Annotated in this window: 14 protein-coding genes; 2 read left to right on the forward strand and 12 right to left on the reverse strand. The window is 49.7% G+C overall.

Going from position 1 to position 17,194, the window contains the following annotated elements; translation table 11 throughout:
* Positions 1-101 precede the first annotated feature (101 nt).
* Together aroB and JTN23_RS04265 are read left to right on the forward strand one after the other, a co-directional pair.
* A complete protein-coding gene (gene aroB / locus JTN23_RS04260; RefSeq protein ID WP_247232628.1) occupies positions 102-1,136 on the forward strand; it encodes a 3-dehydroquinate synthase in 1,035 nt (344 codons plus the stop codon).
* 98 nt (positions 1,137-1,234) lie between these two features.
* The gene (locus tag JTN23_RS04265; protein ID WP_247232629.1) at positions 1,235-1,807 is read left to right on the forward strand and encodes a DUF4136 domain-containing protein; all 573 of its coding nucleotides are present in this window, start codon (positions 1,235-1,237) and stop codon (positions 1,805-1,807) included.
* 50 nt (positions 1,808-1,857) lie between these two features.
* Here JTN23_RS04265 and JTN23_RS04270 read toward each other — a convergent pair whose 3' ends face one another.
* The 12 genes from JTN23_RS04270 to JTN23_RS04325 all read right to left on the reverse strand — a co-directional run bounded on the left by JTN23_RS04270 (position 1,858) and on the right by JTN23_RS04325 (position 17,046).
* Entirely contained in the window at positions 1,858-2,574 is a 717-nt protein-coding gene (locus JTN23_RS04270; protein ID WP_247232630.1) for an ATP-binding cassette domain-containing protein, read from the reverse strand.
* Positions 2,575-2,644: 70 nt separating this feature from the next.
* Positions 2,645-4,315, reverse strand: a complete 1,671-nt coding sequence (locus JTN23_RS04275; RefSeq protein WP_247232631.1) for a complex I subunit 4 family protein — start codon at positions 4,313-4,315, stop codon at positions 2,645-2,647.
* Between the two features lie 53 nt (positions 4,316-4,368).
* Complete coding sequence (gene nuoL / locus JTN23_RS04280; RefSeq protein WP_247232632.1) at positions 4,369-6,357, reverse strand: NADH-quinone oxidoreductase subunit L; 1,989 nt, start codon at positions 6,355-6,357, stop codon at positions 4,369-4,371.
* 60 nt (positions 6,358-6,417) lie between these two features.
* Positions 6,418-7,620 carry a serine hydrolase domain-containing protein gene (locus JTN23_RS04285; protein ID WP_247232633.1) on the reverse strand — a complete coding sequence of 401 codons (1,203 nt, stop codon included), beginning with the start codon at positions 7,618-7,620 and terminating at the stop codon, positions 6,418-6,420.
* Positions 7,621-7,687: 67 nt separating this feature from the next.
* Complete coding sequence (locus JTN23_RS04290; protein WP_247232635.1) at positions 7,688-8,377, reverse strand: T9SS type A sorting domain-containing protein; 690 nt, start codon at positions 8,375-8,377, stop codon at positions 7,688-7,690.
* A 784-nt stretch (positions 8,378-9,161) separates the two neighbouring features.
* Positions 9,162-10,184, reverse strand: coding sequence for a hypothetical protein (locus JTN23_RS04295; RefSeq protein WP_247232637.1), 1,023 nt, complete (start codon positions 10,182-10,184; stop codon positions 9,162-9,164).
* Between the two features lie 290 nt (positions 10,185-10,474).
* Positions 10,475-11,383 (reverse strand): DUF8428 domain-containing protein, encoded by a 909-nt coding sequence (locus tag JTN23_RS04300; RefSeq protein WP_247232639.1) that lies wholly within the window; start codon positions 11,381-11,383, stop codon positions 10,475-10,477.
* A 176-nt stretch (positions 11,384-11,559) separates the two neighbouring features.
* On the reverse strand, positions 11,560-12,333 hold the full coding sequence (locus tag JTN23_RS04305; RefSeq protein WP_247232640.1) for a TPM domain-containing protein: 774 nt from the start codon (positions 12,331-12,333) through the stop codon (positions 11,560-11,562).
* 9 nt (positions 12,334-12,342) lie between these two features.
* Positions 12,343-12,783 (reverse strand): TPM domain-containing protein, encoded by a 441-nt coding sequence (locus JTN23_RS04310; RefSeq protein WP_247232643.1) that lies wholly within the window; start codon positions 12,781-12,783, stop codon positions 12,343-12,345.
* A gap of 78 nt (positions 12,784-12,861) precedes the next feature.
* Positions 12,862-13,443: a LemA family protein gene (locus tag JTN23_RS04315; protein ID WP_247232644.1), complete on the reverse strand. Its 582-nt coding sequence runs from the start codon at positions 13,441-13,443 to the stop codon at positions 12,862-12,864.
* Positions 13,444-13,520: 77 nt separating this feature from the next.
* Positions 13,521-14,972 (reverse strand): DASH family cryptochrome, encoded by a 1,452-nt coding sequence (locus JTN23_RS04320; RefSeq protein WP_247232646.1) that lies wholly within the window; start codon positions 14,970-14,972, stop codon positions 13,521-13,523.
* Positions 14,973-15,081: 109 nt separating this feature from the next.
* A complete protein-coding gene (locus tag JTN23_RS04325) occupies positions 15,082-17,046 on the reverse strand; it encodes a CHU_0125 family OmpA-like outer membrane integrity protein (protein WP_491630931.1) in 1,965 nt (654 codons plus the stop codon).
* Between the last annotated feature and the right edge of the window lie 148 nt (positions 17,047-17,194).

The raw sequence follows: 17,194 nt of genomic DNA on the forward strand, positions 1-17,194 counted from the left end.
AGAAAAATCATTATGTGTTACCAGCGCAGGTAATCTATTTCTTAGCGGGCCTCGTATCTTTGATACTCCTTATGTTTCATGGTTTTGTCTATTAAGTACGTATGAATAACCAAGTACAAATCGCTCCTATCACAGAAAGTCTGCCCCAGTTATTAAGCCAATCGGATTACTCGAAGGTGGTTGTCATAGCCGATACCCAAACCCGGCGCCACTGCTACCCGCTGGTAAAGCCCCTCCTGCCCGCTCATACACTAGTGACGGTACCCAGCGGAGAGGCGCATAAAAACCTAACCACTTGTGAGCAGATCTGGAATACTATGACTAAAGCTGAGCTGGACCGGCACGCACTCGTTCTGAACATAGGAGGTGGAGTAATTGGTGATATGGGAGGCTTTTGTGCGGCTGTGTACAAGCGGGGTATTGACTTTGTGCAGATCCCTACTACCCTGCTGTCGCAGGTAGATGCCAGTGTCGGTGGAAAACTGGGTATTGATTTTCAGGGGCTTAAAAACCACCTGGGTGTGTTCAATCTGCCTCGTGTTGTGCTTATTGACCCCACTTTTCTACAAACGCTTCCTCCTCAGGAGCTGCGGTCGGGCTTTGCCGAAATAATAAAACATTGCCTTATTGCTGATGCCGCCAAATGGGAAGAGATACGGTATAAGGACCTGGATGAGCAAAACTGGACCGATCTAATTGCGCATTCAGTAGAAGTAAAGAAGAAGGTGGTAGAGCAGGATCCTACGGAAAAAGGATTACGTAAGATCCTGAACTTTGGACATACACTCGGCCACGCCGTTGAAACGCACTTTTTGACCAAACCAAAAGGCGAGAGGCTGCTGCACGGAGAAGCCATCGCTGTAGGAATGATCATGGAGAGTTACATCGCCTACAGGAAGAAGATGATTGATCGTCAGGTGCTTGAGCAGGTGGAAGAGTTTATTTTTTCCATATTTGGCAAGATTTTTATACAATCAGAGGACGTGGAAACGATCATTAACCTGACCCGACAGGACAAAAAGAACCGGGGGCGGGAAATCAGATTCTCGTTGCTAAACGGAGTCGGCAGCTGTGCGTATGACATACCAGTGAGTTCAGCCGAGATGCGTCAAGCCCTTGCGTATTATGCAGGGTAGCATCTATGCACAATCAGGGTGGTAAGATATTGATTATTAAGATTTAATATTCTATATTTCCTTTTTCTATGTTCTATCCCTAAACTCAATTGAATAGTATGATAAAGTATATTTCTCTGCTTACTGTTGCTTTGTTTGCTTTAGTCATAGCAGGTTGCTCGCTAAACCGTAAAGTATTTGTGGAACATGACTACAGCTACGAAACAAATTTCAAGGATTACTCTACGTATACCTTTCTCGAGTGTGAACGGGACACGAACAACCTATGTACTGAAATATACGAGGCCATTCGCCGCCAGATGCAGGCGCGGGGGTACAAGTTGACCGCCGATAAGCCGACACTACTGGTAAACTACGGTATCTTCTACGACAACCTGCGGTACCAGGGGTACATGCAGCCGGTGATCAAGAACTGGGTAGATACCGAAAACGATGGCTTCCGTTATGAGCCTATTAAATATGCCCTGGATAAAGGTACCCTGATCATTTCACTCATTGATGCTGAGTCTGATCAGGTAGTATGGAGGGGCTATGCCTCAGGCATCCTGAAAGGAGGCGAAAGTAATCCTAACAACTACTACCGGCACGTGGTGCGGCGCATATTCGATCAATATCCCCTATTTGCCAAAGGATACGATCCCCGCCGGTACGCTGAAGATATTGGAAGATGATATAGACGTTCTACTACAGTATAAAAGCCTGCTTCAAAGCAGGCTTTTTTTTATGATTGCGAAGAGGTAAGTACCCTGAATATTTCCTCCAGTGATTCGCCCCGTTGTCTCAGTTCAGCCAATGGGCTGTCTGCCACTATACGGCCCCGGTTGATGATAATGACCCGGTCGCAGAGGGCTTCTACCTCCTGCATAATATGCGTAGAGAAAAGCACGGTTTTATTCCGGCCGGCGGTACGAATCAAATTACGTATCTCTAGGATCTGATTTGGATCCAGACCGGTGGTAGGCTCATCTAGGATCAGTACCGATGGGTCGTGCAGCAGCGCCTGCGCCAGACCTACCCGCTGGCGGTATCCCTTGGAGAGTTGTCCGATCTTCTTATGTTTTTCAACATCCAGCCCACACAGCTGTATCACTTCATCCACCCGCACCGGGAGTGAACTGGCCGGCATTCCGTAGAGATTCCCTACAAAGATCAGAAACTCCCGTACGTACATATCCAGATAGAGCGGGTTATGCTCGGGCAGGTACCCCAGCGTACGCCGGGCGGGCATAGGGTTAGCGACTACATCGTGCCCTGCCACTTCGGCTCGTCCGTCAGTAGGAGTCAGGTAGCCGGTAAGGATCTTCATGGTAGTGGACTTTCCGGCACCGTTAGGGCCCAGAAATCCTACGATTTCACCCGGACGAAGTTCAAAACTGATGCCATCAATAGCCCGTTGCACCCCATACTGCTTAGTAAGCTTGGAAACCAGAATAGACATTCGCTCTTTCTATAATTTAGGTACGTATACTATAACGGCGATCAGGTGAGCAGAGTTATAGGGGTACTGATTAAAGTAGATTTTCCAGCCAGGCTTCTACCGTAGGTCCTGATATAGTAAAGATGAGCCCCGGCAGGATACCCAGCAGGAACGCCAGTATAGCCAGAGGTAGCAGCAAGCCGATTTCCCATGGTGTAAGGTCTGACAGTAGGGAAGGCTGCTGTTCGTGCCGGTACCAAAGCTGACCAAAATACATACGCTGATAGGTCCAGAGGAAATAAGCAGCCGCCAGCACGATACCCAGCGTGGACAGCGCAGGAATCCATATTGGTAAGTAGTCGGCCCGGAAGGCGCCCATCAGGGTGAACAGCTCTCCGATAAACCCGGAAAAGCCGGGAAGACCCAGTGAGGCAAAGAAGGCAACGCCGGTCAGGACGGTATAGCGGGGCATAGGACCGATAAGGCCACGGTAGTGGTCAATACGTCGGTCGTGGGTGCGGTCGTAGATAACGCCTACCAGCAGGAACAGCATGGCCGAAAGTACCCCGTGGCTCACCATCTGGTAGATAGCACCATTGATGCCTTCGGGAGTCAGTGAAGCGATACCCAGTAGCACAAAGCCCATATGTGATACCGAGGAGAAGGCTATCATCTTCTTGTAGTCGTACTGCGCCAGGGCATTGAAGCCTCCGTATACAATGGATATCATACCCAGTACAGCCAGCGGTACGGCACTATGCAGTGCCTCTGCGGGGAAGAATCCATCCACAATCCGTATAAATCCGTAGCCTCCGATTTTGAGCAGGATACCGGCCAGTACTACCGATACGGGAGTAGGGGCTTCTACGTGCGCATCGGGAAGCCAGGTATGCACGGGTACTACGGGCAGCTTTACCGCAAAGCCGATAAACAAGAGCCAGAAAGCCAGGAGGCGTATGGGTACTCCCATCAGGTGCAGACTGGAATCAGGGCTGAGCATGGACTGAGGGAGGTAGTTGGCGGCATCAGCCAGGTACTCAAACCGGAACGTGTGCACCGCATTGGAGGGGGCTACACGACCTGATGACAGGAACTCGCGGAGCATAAACAGGTGATCGGAGGTAACTGCGCTTACATCGGCAGCCAGTCCGGCAGCTACCGCCGTTTCGACCGGATCAATGGCCGATAAGTACAGCCCAATCATCACCACCAGGATCAGCAGTGAACCCAGAAAGGTATAGATGAAAAACTTGATAGCTGCGTACTCGCGCCTCGGCCCCCCCCACAGACCGATCAGGAAGTACATCGGCAGCAGCATGAATTCGAAGAACAGGTAAAACAGGAAGAGATCCTGCGCCAGGAAGCAGCCCACCACACTACTACTCAGCAGCAGGTACAGGGGGAAGTAGGCGCGTGGCCGCTTGTCAATATTCCACGAGCTGATGGCTCCTATCAGGAGTACTACCAGAGCCAGTAGGACCAGCGGCATACTGATACCATCTACGCCCAGCGCGTAGTCTATCGATACAGTACCTAAGGTACCCAGCGGGAGAGTTATCCAGTCGACCGACTCGGTGAGCTGCAGGCCGGGCAGAGATGGGTTAAAAGATGTATATAGTAGTACACCCACCAGTAGCTCCAGTACCAGTGTACCTGCTGTAATAGCACGTAGGTCACGGAGGCGATGAGAGGGCCATACTACGGCCACTAAGGCTCCGATCAGTGGTATGACTACTAGTAAGGTGAGCAGATATTCACTCATAGAATATTAAAATCAACAGTTGTTTTTAGGGTAGTAGAATTCAGCATCTGCTCCTACACTACCAGTATCCAGAGTAACAGCAGAAAAACGCCTACTACTGTTACTACAAAGTAAGATTGTATTTTACCACTCTGGAGCATCCGTACCAGTTGTCCGGCTGATCGCGTAGTATAGACAGTCAGGTGTACGCCACCGTCGGCTATGTACCGGTCTATCCAGTTAATGATATGGGCCAACACTACAGAAGCCCTGGCTATAAAGTCTACCAGAGCATCCAGAAGCCGCACTTCAACCCTATACAGAAACTGCCCGAATCGTAGCAGAGGTATCAGGAAAAACTCGTGCTGCGAAGTCTCTTCATTATAGTCAGCCAGTAATTTACTATTCTGGGTTATGTTCCAACGATACGACTGCCTGGCAGACGTGTCGCCGACAAAGCCACCTCCGGAGGTAGCCTGCCGATAAGCCAGGAGGATACCTGCAGCAGTTACCGCAACGGACAGTATGGGAATGCTGAGAGAGTGGTGCTCTGCAAAGGCATTAAGACTGGAGATAAACCAACCGGAGTCGGCGTCGAGCGGATTCAACGAAAACCATATGAACAGGGATAGCACCGCCAGCAGAGCCATAGGTACCCACATCACGGCAGGTGACTCGTGCGGGTGAACTGCGGGATTACCTTCGTAACGGGATTTGCCCATAAATACCAGCCACACCTGGCGCGTCATGTAATAAGCCGTCATTCCGGCTGCCACTACGGCCATCACTGGTATGATATGGGCAAGGGTACCATGGTGACTGGCCCAGTCAAAGGCCCGGATAAATATGGCGTCTTTAGAAAGAAAGCCTGAGAAAAACGGTAAGCCTGCCAGAGCCGCGGCACATACCACAAAGCAGACGAAGGTAATAGGAAGTACTTTCTGCAGGCCACCCATGTTCCGCATATCCTGCGGGTCGAAATCTGAGGTACTTCCATCGGCCGGAGTCATGGCATGAATTACCGATCCTGACGATAGAAACAGGCCGGCCTTAAAGAAAGCATGGGTAGTCAGGTGAAACAGGGCGATCTGCCAGCTACCTACACCTACGGCCAGTACCATGAGTCCAAGCTGCGAAATGGTAGAGTAGGCCAGTACCCGCTTGATGTCCCACGCTCCGGTAGCCCTAATGGCTCCATGCAGCATAGTAATAGTACCGATGATAGCAATGACAAGCTGGGCGGTGGGGGTAAGCAGGAAAGCAATACGGGCCAGCAGGAATATACCCGCCGCCACCATGGTAGCCGCGTGAATAAGCGCCGAGACCGGCGTTGGACCCTCCATGGCATCCGGTAGCCAGGCCGACAGCGGAAACTGGGCCGACTTACCTACGCATCCTCCAAACAGGCAGAGTCCAATACCCGTCAGCAGTCCTGCGGGAAGGTCTTTGATGGCTAGTGCCAAGACATCAAAGTCGGTGGAACCCGTATAGTACATCAGCAGTAGTATGCCCGTCAGGAAAGCCGCGTCACCGATGCGGTTGAGGACGAAGGCCTTCTTGGCGGCCCATACTGCCCGGGGGCGATGGTACCAGAATCCGATGAGCAGGTACGAAGCAAGCCCCACCAGCTCCCAGAATATATACATGACCAGCAGGCTACCCGACAGGATAATCCCGATCATGGTAAATATAAACAGCTGCAGAAAAGCAAAGTAGCGGTACAGGCTACGTTCGTGACTTAGATAAGCAGTGGAGTAGATCTGTACCAGCAGGGCCACAAAATGGACCAGCAGTAGCATCAGCCACGTCAGGGAGTCATACCGGATGGACAACTGTAGCGTTAAGCTACCCATTTGGATCCAGTTGAATTTCAGAATAGATGCGCTGTATAAGTTAGCGTACATGTGCATAATACATACCACCAGGCCTAGAGCGGTGATGACGATAGCCAGCGCGCCCGCTACGCGGTTGACACGACGCCCACCGGCCCATAATCCCACAAAAGAGAGGAAGGGCAGTCCCAGAAGCAGTAGTGTACTTATAATATAGGAGGATGGAGGCATGAAGCGGACTAAAATTTGGCTCGGCAAATATCCTTAATTCAGCGCCTATTTCAAACCCGCCTAGATGTCTTTCTCAACATCATCCGACTGCACCTCTTCGTGCAGTACATCTAGCAGGCCCTTTACTTCATATACGGTACGGTTGTAGGAGTTGCTGAGTATAATAATGACAAAGTCATCCTCCTTGTTCATCCACATGATGGTATTGTAGCCTTTCCACCATCCGGTATGGTACATATAGCGGGTTTTTTGCTGCTCATCCAGGTGCAGACGAAAGCCATAGCCGTAGTTTCTCATACCGTATCTTTCAAAGCTACGCGGAGTAAAAGCTTCATCGAGCGTTTTCTTGTTGATCAGGCAGCCGCCCATTAACCCCTTATAAAAACGGTACAGGTCTTCGGTGGTGGAGTAGATTCCCTTATCGCCTACCACATCATCATAGTAATCTTTAGGAATAACCCTGCCGTACTGGTGGCCGACGGTGCGTAACTGAGTGGGATCGGCGGGCGAAGTGATCAGGAAGGTACGGTTCATCTCCAGAGGCCCAAATACATGCTTCTGGAGATAAGCATGAAATGGCATCCCCGAAACCTTCTCTACGATGGCTGCCAGCACCAGGTAGTTGGTATTGCTATAGCTAAATGAGCGCTCCGGAATATTGTAACGCTGGGGAGTAGGCTTTACCGTAGCAAACCACCGCATAACTTCGGCATTGGCCGGAAACTTGCGCCCGTGTCGTACGCTATCCATAAAAGAGTAGGCGTAGTTGGGAAGGCCGCTGCGGTGGCACAGCAGTGAGCTGATCTTGATTCCTTTGTAAGGGAAGTCAGGGAAAAAGCGCTGAATCGTATCCTCCAGGCTTATTTTACCCGCTTCTTTTAGCTTAAGTACAGCTATGGCTGTAAAAGGCTTGGATAACGAAGCCAGCTGAAAGGTATGCTTGCTGTTGAGGGAGTCCTTGTCGCGCAGATGAGCATAGCCAAAAGAGTTCTTGTACAGGACAACCCCCTTCTGGGCAATCAATACGTTTCCGTTAAAGCCAGCCAGCCGTTTCCTCCTGAAGATTTCTTCAATCTTTGCAGTTTTTTCCTCTGCATTGATCTGCTTACGTATATCAGCTTCCTGCTCAGGCGTAAGTGGACTACCAATACACTCAGTAAGCCAGTCTTTGGATTCTTTAACTTTACTATGCTGTATTTTCTGTTCGCAGCAAAGGGTTACTATTGACAATGCAACCCATACTACCCATTGCAATTTCTTCATCACATTTTTAACACTGGCCACTCAGCCTTCCGGAGTTCACAAAAGTAGGCGTACAGTTACTTTTTTCCTAACGTACGAGTACTTTGGTATGTTGCCTGTGACCATCCTGCTCTAGTGAAAGTAAGTACAAACCCGTCGGCAGGGGGTGCTGGGGGAGCAGCTCCACCACGTCGCCGCCCGGCGTGTGGGCCCGGAAAGAAATTTCCTGTCCCAGCAGGTTGGTCAGCCTTAGTGATGATACATCCATGCCATGCGTACGTAGCCGTATCAGCTGCGATGAAGCCGGATTAGGACTTACCAGCATCAGCGGTACATCGGGTCGTACAATGGCATCAACTACCTTAGAGTACTCGTACGTGCCGTCGTGATCTACCTGCCGCAGTCGGTAGTAGTTAACGCCAGGTAGCGGGCTATTATCTATAAAGGAGTACTGGTTGCGGCTTTGGGCATCACCGGCCGCCGCTATACGTCCAATATCATCAAATTCTTTCAGATCAGTACTTCGCTGTACGATAAACTCCTTGCTGTTGCGCTCCCAGGCGGTCTCCCAGGCCAGCTCCACCTGATCCCCCGTTGGCTGTGCCCGGAATGAGATCAGATGGACGGGAAGTACTCCGCTTACATCACGGATCAGGAAGTCCGAAAGACGAATTGTGCCTGCTGCTGTACCAGTAGTTGAACTGCCTCCATCATATCGGAAAGAAAAGTCTGTAAGTGGTACCTCTGTGCCACCAGAGACTCGAGGGGAGTTTTTCAAAAACGGAATATCATTTAACCATACATCGTAAGATTTTGACGAGACGATTTCTCTCCTGCCTCCAGGACTCACGTAGGGTAGGTCCTGTGTTGTATTATTCAAAACTAAAGTAACTAAGATGGAAGAATTAGGACCGACACTAAATGGACCGCTGGTCTGACTGGATGGAACAAGCCTGCGAAAAAGAATATGATTAGGCTGACCCATTGTGCCTAATACAAAATTTATATAGATTCTTGCGAAAACGTCATTATTAGGAGCTGCTGTTCCCGAAGTATTTGATAGGTTAGTGCCTATTGCAAGCGCAGCGGCATTAGTAGTATTAGTTCTAATCTCAGGAACAGTAACTCTTACTTGATAGTACATAGTGTTTGATACCGGAGATAAATCTGTTGATCGAACAACCCTGCCACTTCCCACTCCATTACGTTCAAACTCTACGAACCCCTGTCTGGGTGCAAGTCTCAGAATAGCACCATTCTGAACGTAGATGGTATCAAACTGAGTAGTATTGGGTGTTCTGGATGTATACGGTCCTGGTCCGGTAAAGTTCTGCTGAAAGAGGATGTTTTGCGCAAAGGCAGCGGGTACAACAAGTAGCAGCCCGGCAATACCTGCCAGAAAAAGAACTCGGAAGTAGGTGTGGTATAGGTGTTGCATTGTACTGGTCGCTTTGGCGGTTTACAATATAAGCTATTCGTATAACTCAACTCTATAAAGATAGTTATCAGAAACTTACTCTTTCTGCAACTACTCCGACGCGCCAAAAAAACCAGTCCAGCCTCTATCCTTTACCTACTATTTTTTTTGCAAAACCTACTGTATTAATCAGTAGCAGCCATGATTTTCTTTTTAGGGTATCCAGTGTATTAGCCACTGGTACATAGGCGCTGAAGTTCAGCGGGCCGAAGGTTTTCTCTATATACTCCTTGGCCCTTTGCTCCGCCTGCCAGTAGGTGTCAGATTTAAAGTAAGCACTGGTACCGCTTCCTGAGCTCTCAAAAGGAGCATGGCGTGCGTAGTTCTCCAGAGTCATGTGTTTGAACTTATACCCTCGCTTAACCATATCGTGTGACCATATAGTACCTGTATCGCTACCATGCCACACGCCGCCAAAGCAACCTATAGGACCATTAGGCAGTGTTTCCTTCCGGTACTTTTCTACGTCTATCATAGCACAGAACTCGTTGAGGCGGCACTCAGGTAGTATGTGTACTCTGCCGTTGCGTATGACATTCAGCTGGATATCCTTACGAGGAGTACTATGGCTCTCAGTAAGGGCTATGGCTTCTTCCATAGACGGTACGTACTGATCATACCGCTCTGGACCACATTTATTAGCCCAACTTGGTCCGGCTGGGCAGCTCCAGCACTGGCCTACCGGCCCTACTCCCACAAGCTCCCTAGGACCCTCACTAAACGTCTTCAGCATATCACCGATCATGTCGCCATGAAACAGAAGATCATTGTGCATCAGGCACAGGTACTTCTTGTCAGTAACCTCAAGAGCATACTGGTACATGATGCTTTGTCTGAACCTGGTGTCGTTTTTAGCTCGTTCATAATCCATGACTCCAGCCCCAATGGCATGGTAAGGATAGTGAACTACCAGATTGACGTCATCATTCTTGAAGTAATCTATTACCTTGAATATACCGATGTAGTCATCATGGGGTTGCTGCCGCTGACGGGAGAGGTAAATTTTATCAATATGCTGTCGGCTGTGCTTTAATAAGGACTTTATCGTAACTATTGCCTGATAGGGTTTACCATAAAATGCAATACTTACATCTACTTTGACACTCATCTGGGGGGCTTAATAGATAAAGGATAAAACTGCATTCAGTATAACTAAATACATCCTGGTTGGTTGAAACTTAACTTTAATATTTTAGTATACGTCTATCTGAGTCAATAGGTAAAACCATTGGTTCAAAGATAATTAAATACTGTTAGTGACCGCCGTTCTACTACAAAAATAGAAAGCTTTCTTATAAATTTGGAATAATAGCTAATAGGTACTGCCGGTGTCTTTCGGGCTTCCACTGACTTTGGGTTAGACCCGCCTCCATGTATGCTCCTGACGGGTACGCTATACTACCGAACCGAAAAAGTACCTTCTCCAATTCTGAACCCCTCCGAATATAGCTCAACAGTATAAGTACCCGAGGGGAATGGGCTGTTCCGGTCGTACAGGATACTTACATCCTGGTTGCTATTCGTATAGTTGACCTGCTTGCTGATCGTAAAGGCTTCTTCACCACCATTGATCTCAAAGGTACCGGAGCCCATAGCAACATCTGAAATGGTAGCTCCCTGTGGTGTAAGAATACGCATATAAATAGTTTTGGGTTCCTGCAGAGTGAGAGGATTCTTTTCCAGTATAAAGTCCACCCGTACCTTATCGATTCGGCGCGAACGTACATTCTCGCCTTCGCGTACTTTTCCTTTGGATGAGATAGCGTATACCTTCACACTTCGGGCTCGCAGAGCCGAAGCAATGGTTACTTTCTCTTCCAGTTCTTTGTTTTTAACTACCACATCCTGTAGCGAATCGCTTAGTACCTGCCTCTCCTGTCTGAGGGTAGTAGTATGGGTGACCAGGGAGTCATTACGGCTAATAAGTTGTTGATTTTCTTCCCTAAGTTGTGCAAGTTCCTGGTCTTTTCTTGTCAAAAATGCCTCATATTCCTTTATTTTAAGCGACATGGAAGCATTGCCCTTACGAAGAGCCGCCCGATCCGATTCCAGCTGGGCTTTCATTTTCTGTAGTTCTTCCACATCACCTCCCAGGCCTTCCACTTCGGCAATACGCACATCCAGTTGTTTGGAGATAGAATCCAGTTTGATCTCGGCAGAAGCCAGCTCAGTCACACGGGTCTCAAGGTCCTGTTCCTGTTTGGTAGTGATGTTGCGCTCATGATAGTACAGGTACCCAAATACGGCGGCGAGTACAGTCATCAAGATCAAACCCACCAGCAGACTGGCGTTCCCTCTGTTCTCCATGTATTATGCGTTTTGTAAAAGAAACTGTTAAACTACCCCGACTAACGAAGAAATTACTGTACCTATTCTATACAGCGATCACCAATTAGTAAAAGGCTTTTGTAATCATAGAATCAAGCCCATGAAGAGATTTGGTGGTAGAAGGGCCTAGAAGTACCCTGGAACCTAGCATTGGCCTAATAATCGCCTCCGGCGCCACCTCCTCCGAAGCTACCACCTCCAAAGCCCCCGAATCCGCCTCCACTGCCTCCCCCCCAGTTGCCTGAGTGACTGCCTCCGCCTGAGTACGTCGTATAGGGAAAGAAAATAGGTCCGCCGCCACCGCCGCTGCGATAGCCCCGGCCCCCGCCACCCCGGCCTCCCTTGCTTCGGGAGATGATAATAAGGATAACTATAAAGACCACTATAAATATAAGAAATCCGGAGGGAGCCTCTTCGCTGTTGCGGTCTGAGGGATTAGCTTTGTACTCGCCACTGGCGTACCTGATGATGTTATCAATGCCCTGGTCAAGTCCCTGATAGTACTGCCCGTTCCGGAATTGCGGTAAGATTACATCGGATACGATGCGCTTGGCAATGGCGTCGGGAATAGCTCCCTCCAATCCATAGCCCGTAGCTATAAATACTTTTCGGTCCTGGGGCGCCCATAGTACTACTACACCGTTGTTTTTGCCCTGCTTGCCTACACCCCATTCGCGGCCCAGTTTAAAAGCATATTCGGAAATATCATAGGGTTGTACCGAAGGTACTATAACAAGGGCGATCTGCGAGGAGGTGGAGTCATCGTAGGCTACCAGCTTACGTTCCAGAGCTGCTCTTTGATCCGCGCTGAGTGCATTGGCGAAGTCATTGACCAGGCGGGGAGGATTGGGTTTGGCTGGGATGTCCTGAGCAAGTGCCCCGAGAGCAATGGCCAGCGTTACTATAAAAGAAAGAAGTAGTTTTTTCATAACGTAGTATTACCCAAACGATATATCGTCGGGTAGTTCGTTGATGTCATCGGAATGGGTCGGAAAGTAGGTCTTGAGCTGTACACCAGCTTCCCGAATCCCATTGCAGAGACCTTCCTTAAATTCACCGTGCGAAAAGTGGTGGCGGAGCAACTCTTTGGTACTATCCCAGAAATCGTGCGGTACTTTCTTATAGATGCCTACGTCGCCGATTACCGCAAACTTGTGGTCTTCGTAGGCGAGGTAAAAAAGTACTCCGTTCTTCAGGGCGGTGTTCTGCATGCCTAGTTGTTCAAATACCACCTTGGCTCTCTCAATAGGCGTACCATCAGGACAGTATTTTTCAATATGAACTTTTATCTCTCCCGAAGTCTTGCTTTCGGCCTGCTTAATGGCGGCCACAATCTGTTGCTGGTCTTCCGGTCCTAAGAAATCCTGTTCGCTGGACATACCTTTTGCGGATATAGTGAGTAGTACAAAACGCCACCTACCCCTGATTGAAGTAGTGTGGCGTTTTGAAGAAATCAGTTAAAACTGAACCGTAGGGGCGGTCTGAGCGGCTTGTGAGGCTTCGAAGTAGCCTTTTTGCTGAAAGCCAAGCATACCCGCAAACATGGCCGCCGGGAAGGTACGTACCGACTGATTGTAGTCCCGGACTACGGTATTGAAGTCGTTACGGGCTACGGTGATACGGTTTTCGGTGCCTTCCAGCTGAGCCTGCAGGTCACGGAAGTTCTGGTTGGCTTTCAGATCCGGATAGCGCTCTACCGTCACCAGCAGTCGTGATAACGAACCGCTTAGCTGCTCCTGCGCCTGCTGGAATTTCTGCACGTTCTCCGGAGTCAGTTGATCCGCAGTAAGGTTAATAGAAGTAGCCTTGGCACGGGCTTCTATTACCCCCTGAAGCGTACTTTTCTCAAATTCAGCGGCTCCTTTTACGGTATTTACCAGATTCGGAATCAGGTCGGCCCGGCGCTGGTACTGGCTTTGTACCCTGGCCCAGGCTTCATTTACATTTTCATCTTTATTGACCAAACCGTTATACGTACTACAGCCAAAGAACCCGAAAACAAGTACCAGGGCTATAACGATAATAAGTGCTCTTGACATAGTTAGTTAGTAATAGTAAAGTGTATGATTTGATTCAAAATTAGCTACTAGCAAATTAGTGCCACAGTGATTCTACATCATCGGTCTTCGGATGGCTTCAACCACTTATCGGCATGGATGATTGGTAGTGGATACTGAGAACCTAACGTGACCCCGTATTGTTGCTGCTCTTCGCTGGTAAGCTGCCATACGCTCTGCACCTTGGCGGCAGGTACCTGGGCCAGCTCGGGCAGCCAGTGCTTCACGTACTGCCCCTCCGGATCATAGTAGGTTGCCTGCGAAACGATGTTGAAGTAGCGGTTGAGGCGCGGGTCATTGCCTACACCGGCTACGTAGTTCCAGTTGCACCAGTTGCTGCACACATCATAATCTACCAGCTGGCTTTCGAAGTACTGGGCACCCCAGGTCCAGTCTATGTTCAGATCTTTGGCCAGGAAGCTGGCTACATTCTGCCGACCCCGGTTGGACATATACCCCGTAGCCTGTAGCTCACGCATATTAGCATCTATAAAAGGTATACCTGTCTGCCCGTTTTTCCACTTCTCAAACAACTCGCGGTTGTGGCTCCACTTGATAGATACATCGTGCTTGATACCCGATGGCTTAAAAATACGGGTGCCGTGCCTTAGCGATACATAGTGGAAATAGTCACGCCAGATCAGCTCAAAAATGAGCCAGTAAGTCGACTCATTAGCTACGCGCTCAGCTTCGTACCGCCGCACCTCTTCGTGTATATAGCGCGGAGAGAGGCATCCCAGTGACAACCAGACCGAAAACTTCGACGAGTAGTCAAGGCCAAGCATACTGTTACGGGTTTCCTTGTAGGTACGCAGGCGGTTCTCATCCCACATATAATGCCGCAGCCGCTGTAATCCGGCATCTTCACCTCCCTCAAAGAGCGGAGGCTGCTGGGAGGCTGTGCTATGTACTTCGGCTTCCGTAAATCCAAGTTCGGTCAGTCCGGGTAGTGTACCCGCGTCATAGTCAGCCGGTAGCCTTACTTCCGCAGGTGTCGGAAAGGTAGGCCGTACCTGGCATTGCTCTTCAACCGCTTTGCGGAAATCAGTAAATATCTCCGGAAGCCGCGAAATCCAGAAAGGGAGGTCGCGCGGGTGGTACAATGTGGCTGTCCAGATTAGCTCAAAATCAACGTTGATGACTTTGAGCCGCTTGCTGAGTGACGATTCCACGTTTGTTTCCTCCAGGGCTACTTCCTTACTGGTAAATACCTCCTGAGCATTGTACTCTTTGGCCAGCTCAAATACAATTTTCTCTGGTTCGCCCATCCGTATAAGTAGCTCTCCTCCTTTTTGCCGCAGGTTCTTACGCAGATTCTCCACGGACTCAATAAGGAAGCGTACCCTGAACAAGCCTGTTTTTCGAAAGCCTAAGTCTGTATTCTCAAAAGTTCTGGGATCGAATACGTACACCGGCACCACTTCGTCGGCTTCTTGAGTAGCACGCAGAAAGGCCTCATTGTCGTGGAGACGCAGGTCATTTCGAAACCAGTAAATAATTCGTTTAGCCATTGGACTCAATTAGTTCTTTATGATAATATAACTCCCAATACAGAGTTTTGTGCACAAAAAAAACGGGGTGAAACCATTCACCCCGCAAAAGTATCTAAATCAGGAAAGACTAGTAGCTTAATATCTTAAACTCCGTACGGCGGTTGCGCTGATGCTCCTCTTCCGTCCTGGCGTTCTGGACTATAAGTTGCCGCTCTCCATAGCCCCGGGCGGTTAGTCTACCGGCATCTATACCTCGGGATACGATATAGTTAACCGCCGACTCGGCCCGCTGCTGCGATAGTGTCATGTTGTAGGCATCCGTAGCACGGGCATCGGTATGGGAGCTAAGCTCGATCTTCATAGTCGGGTTGTCCCTCAGCACTTCCACGAGCTTATCCAACTCCTGTGCCGCGTCCGGGCGGATGTTATACTTGTTCAGGTCGTAGTAGATATTCTCCAGTACGAAGGTTTTGTTCAGCTCCAGGCTATCCAGTCGTACCGTCACCCGGTAGGTAGTATCCGTCACAACTTTGTTGAGGAAGATCGGTGGAATAGAACGTCCATCCATGGAGAATGGCGTCCGCCGGCTGATGTAGCCTCTGCGCTCTACCAGTAGTACGTAGTCTTTCCCTTCTTCCAGACGATATGTACCAAATGTACCTCTTTCATTCGTCACCAGGCGGCCCAGCTCTACATCGGCACTATCGGCCAGTATACGGACCGTAGCCGAGTCGATGGGGTTGGCTCTGGGAGTATTACTTAGTACATCGCCCGCCAGGAAGTAGCGTACTACCTTCAGCTGGCCGTTGATACGGGTCGGATCATTCTGGGCTATAACCGTGGTATCAGGCTGGTCTTCGGTAGGGGCTGAGAAGAAGTAGATATCATCGTCACCCTTACCGCCCTCCCGGTTGGAGGTAAAAAAGCCGCTATCGGTTCCCTCGTGGAATACCAGCCCAAAATCATCCTGCGGCGTATTGAAGGGTACCCCCAGGTTCTCGACCGAGATAACACCCTGCGAGCGGGTCGCTACAAAGAGATCCAGCTTACCCAAGCCCGGGTGTCCATCTGAGGCGAAGTAGAGCTTACCGTCGGGTGCAACGTAGGGGAACATGTCATCACCGGCGGTATTGATATCCTTACCCATATTTACGGGCTTGCTGAAGCGGCCGGAGGCGTCCATATTGGTCCGGTAGATATCGGCTCCACCGGCTCCACCCGCGCGGTCAGAAGCAAAGTAGAGGGTCTTGCCGTCGCGTGAGAAGGCCGGAGAGCCATCCCAGGCCAGCGAGTCGTTGATCGGCAGGTAGCGGGGCTCGCTCCATTGGCCATCCACCAGTCGGCTCAGGTACAGGTCCACATTCATAGTGCCCTTGCGCTTGCCGCTGTTGCCCCGGGCAAATACCATGGTCTTGCCGTCGGGAGTAAAGGTCGGAGAGCTCTCGTTGGCGTCTTCGGCAAATATATTGCTGCTAAACAGGGTAGGGCTACCGCCTGATTCGCTGGGGGCTTCGCCAATCTTGATCTTATACAGGCCCAGCATGGGCTGGCCGTTGTTCTTGTATACCTTCTCTTTTTTGGAAGCAGATACCAGTAGCTCGTTTCCAAGTATGGCCGACGAAAACTCCGAGCCAGGTGTATTAACGGGGAGGTTTTCCAGCTTTACCTCCATATTTTTCTGACCGATCCGATCTGTGATCTTCAGCGTTTCGATTTCACGTAGAGCACGATCCTGGAGAGGCTTTTTGGCGGTAGCATTCTGTGCAAACTGCGCAAACTGCTCGCGGGCTTCGTTGTACTGGCCGGCGGCCTTCAGGGCATAGCCATAGTGAAACCGGGCTTCCGGCTCAGTGAGTCCTGCCTGTATAGCCTTCTGATAGAAAGGAATAGCCTCGCGGCTTCGGTTGGAAAGCCGATATGACTCCGCAATCAGGTAATTGGTCTGGATAGGTTCGTAATTGGCAGAAGCAGCCCGCTGAAAATCTTTGATGGCCAGGTCATACTCGCCATTCTCGAATTTCTTAACGCCCTGCTTATACGCTTGCATGGTGGGGTTGCAAGCCACCACAAAAACACTCAGTGCTAGGACCATGGTCCAGGGAGTGTAGAGGCACCGCAATATATTCATAGTGGTAGGTAAAATAGCGTCTTCTAGTTATGCTGTAAAGGTGAATGCTGATTGACAATACTACTAAAACAACCTCTGTAATGAAAATTCTACGATTGACTAACGTTAATTT

This window comes from Telluribacter roseus (assembly GCF_017355915.2).
Classification (GTDB): Bacteria; Bacteroidota; Bacteroidia; order Cytophagales; family Spirosomataceae; genus Telluribacter.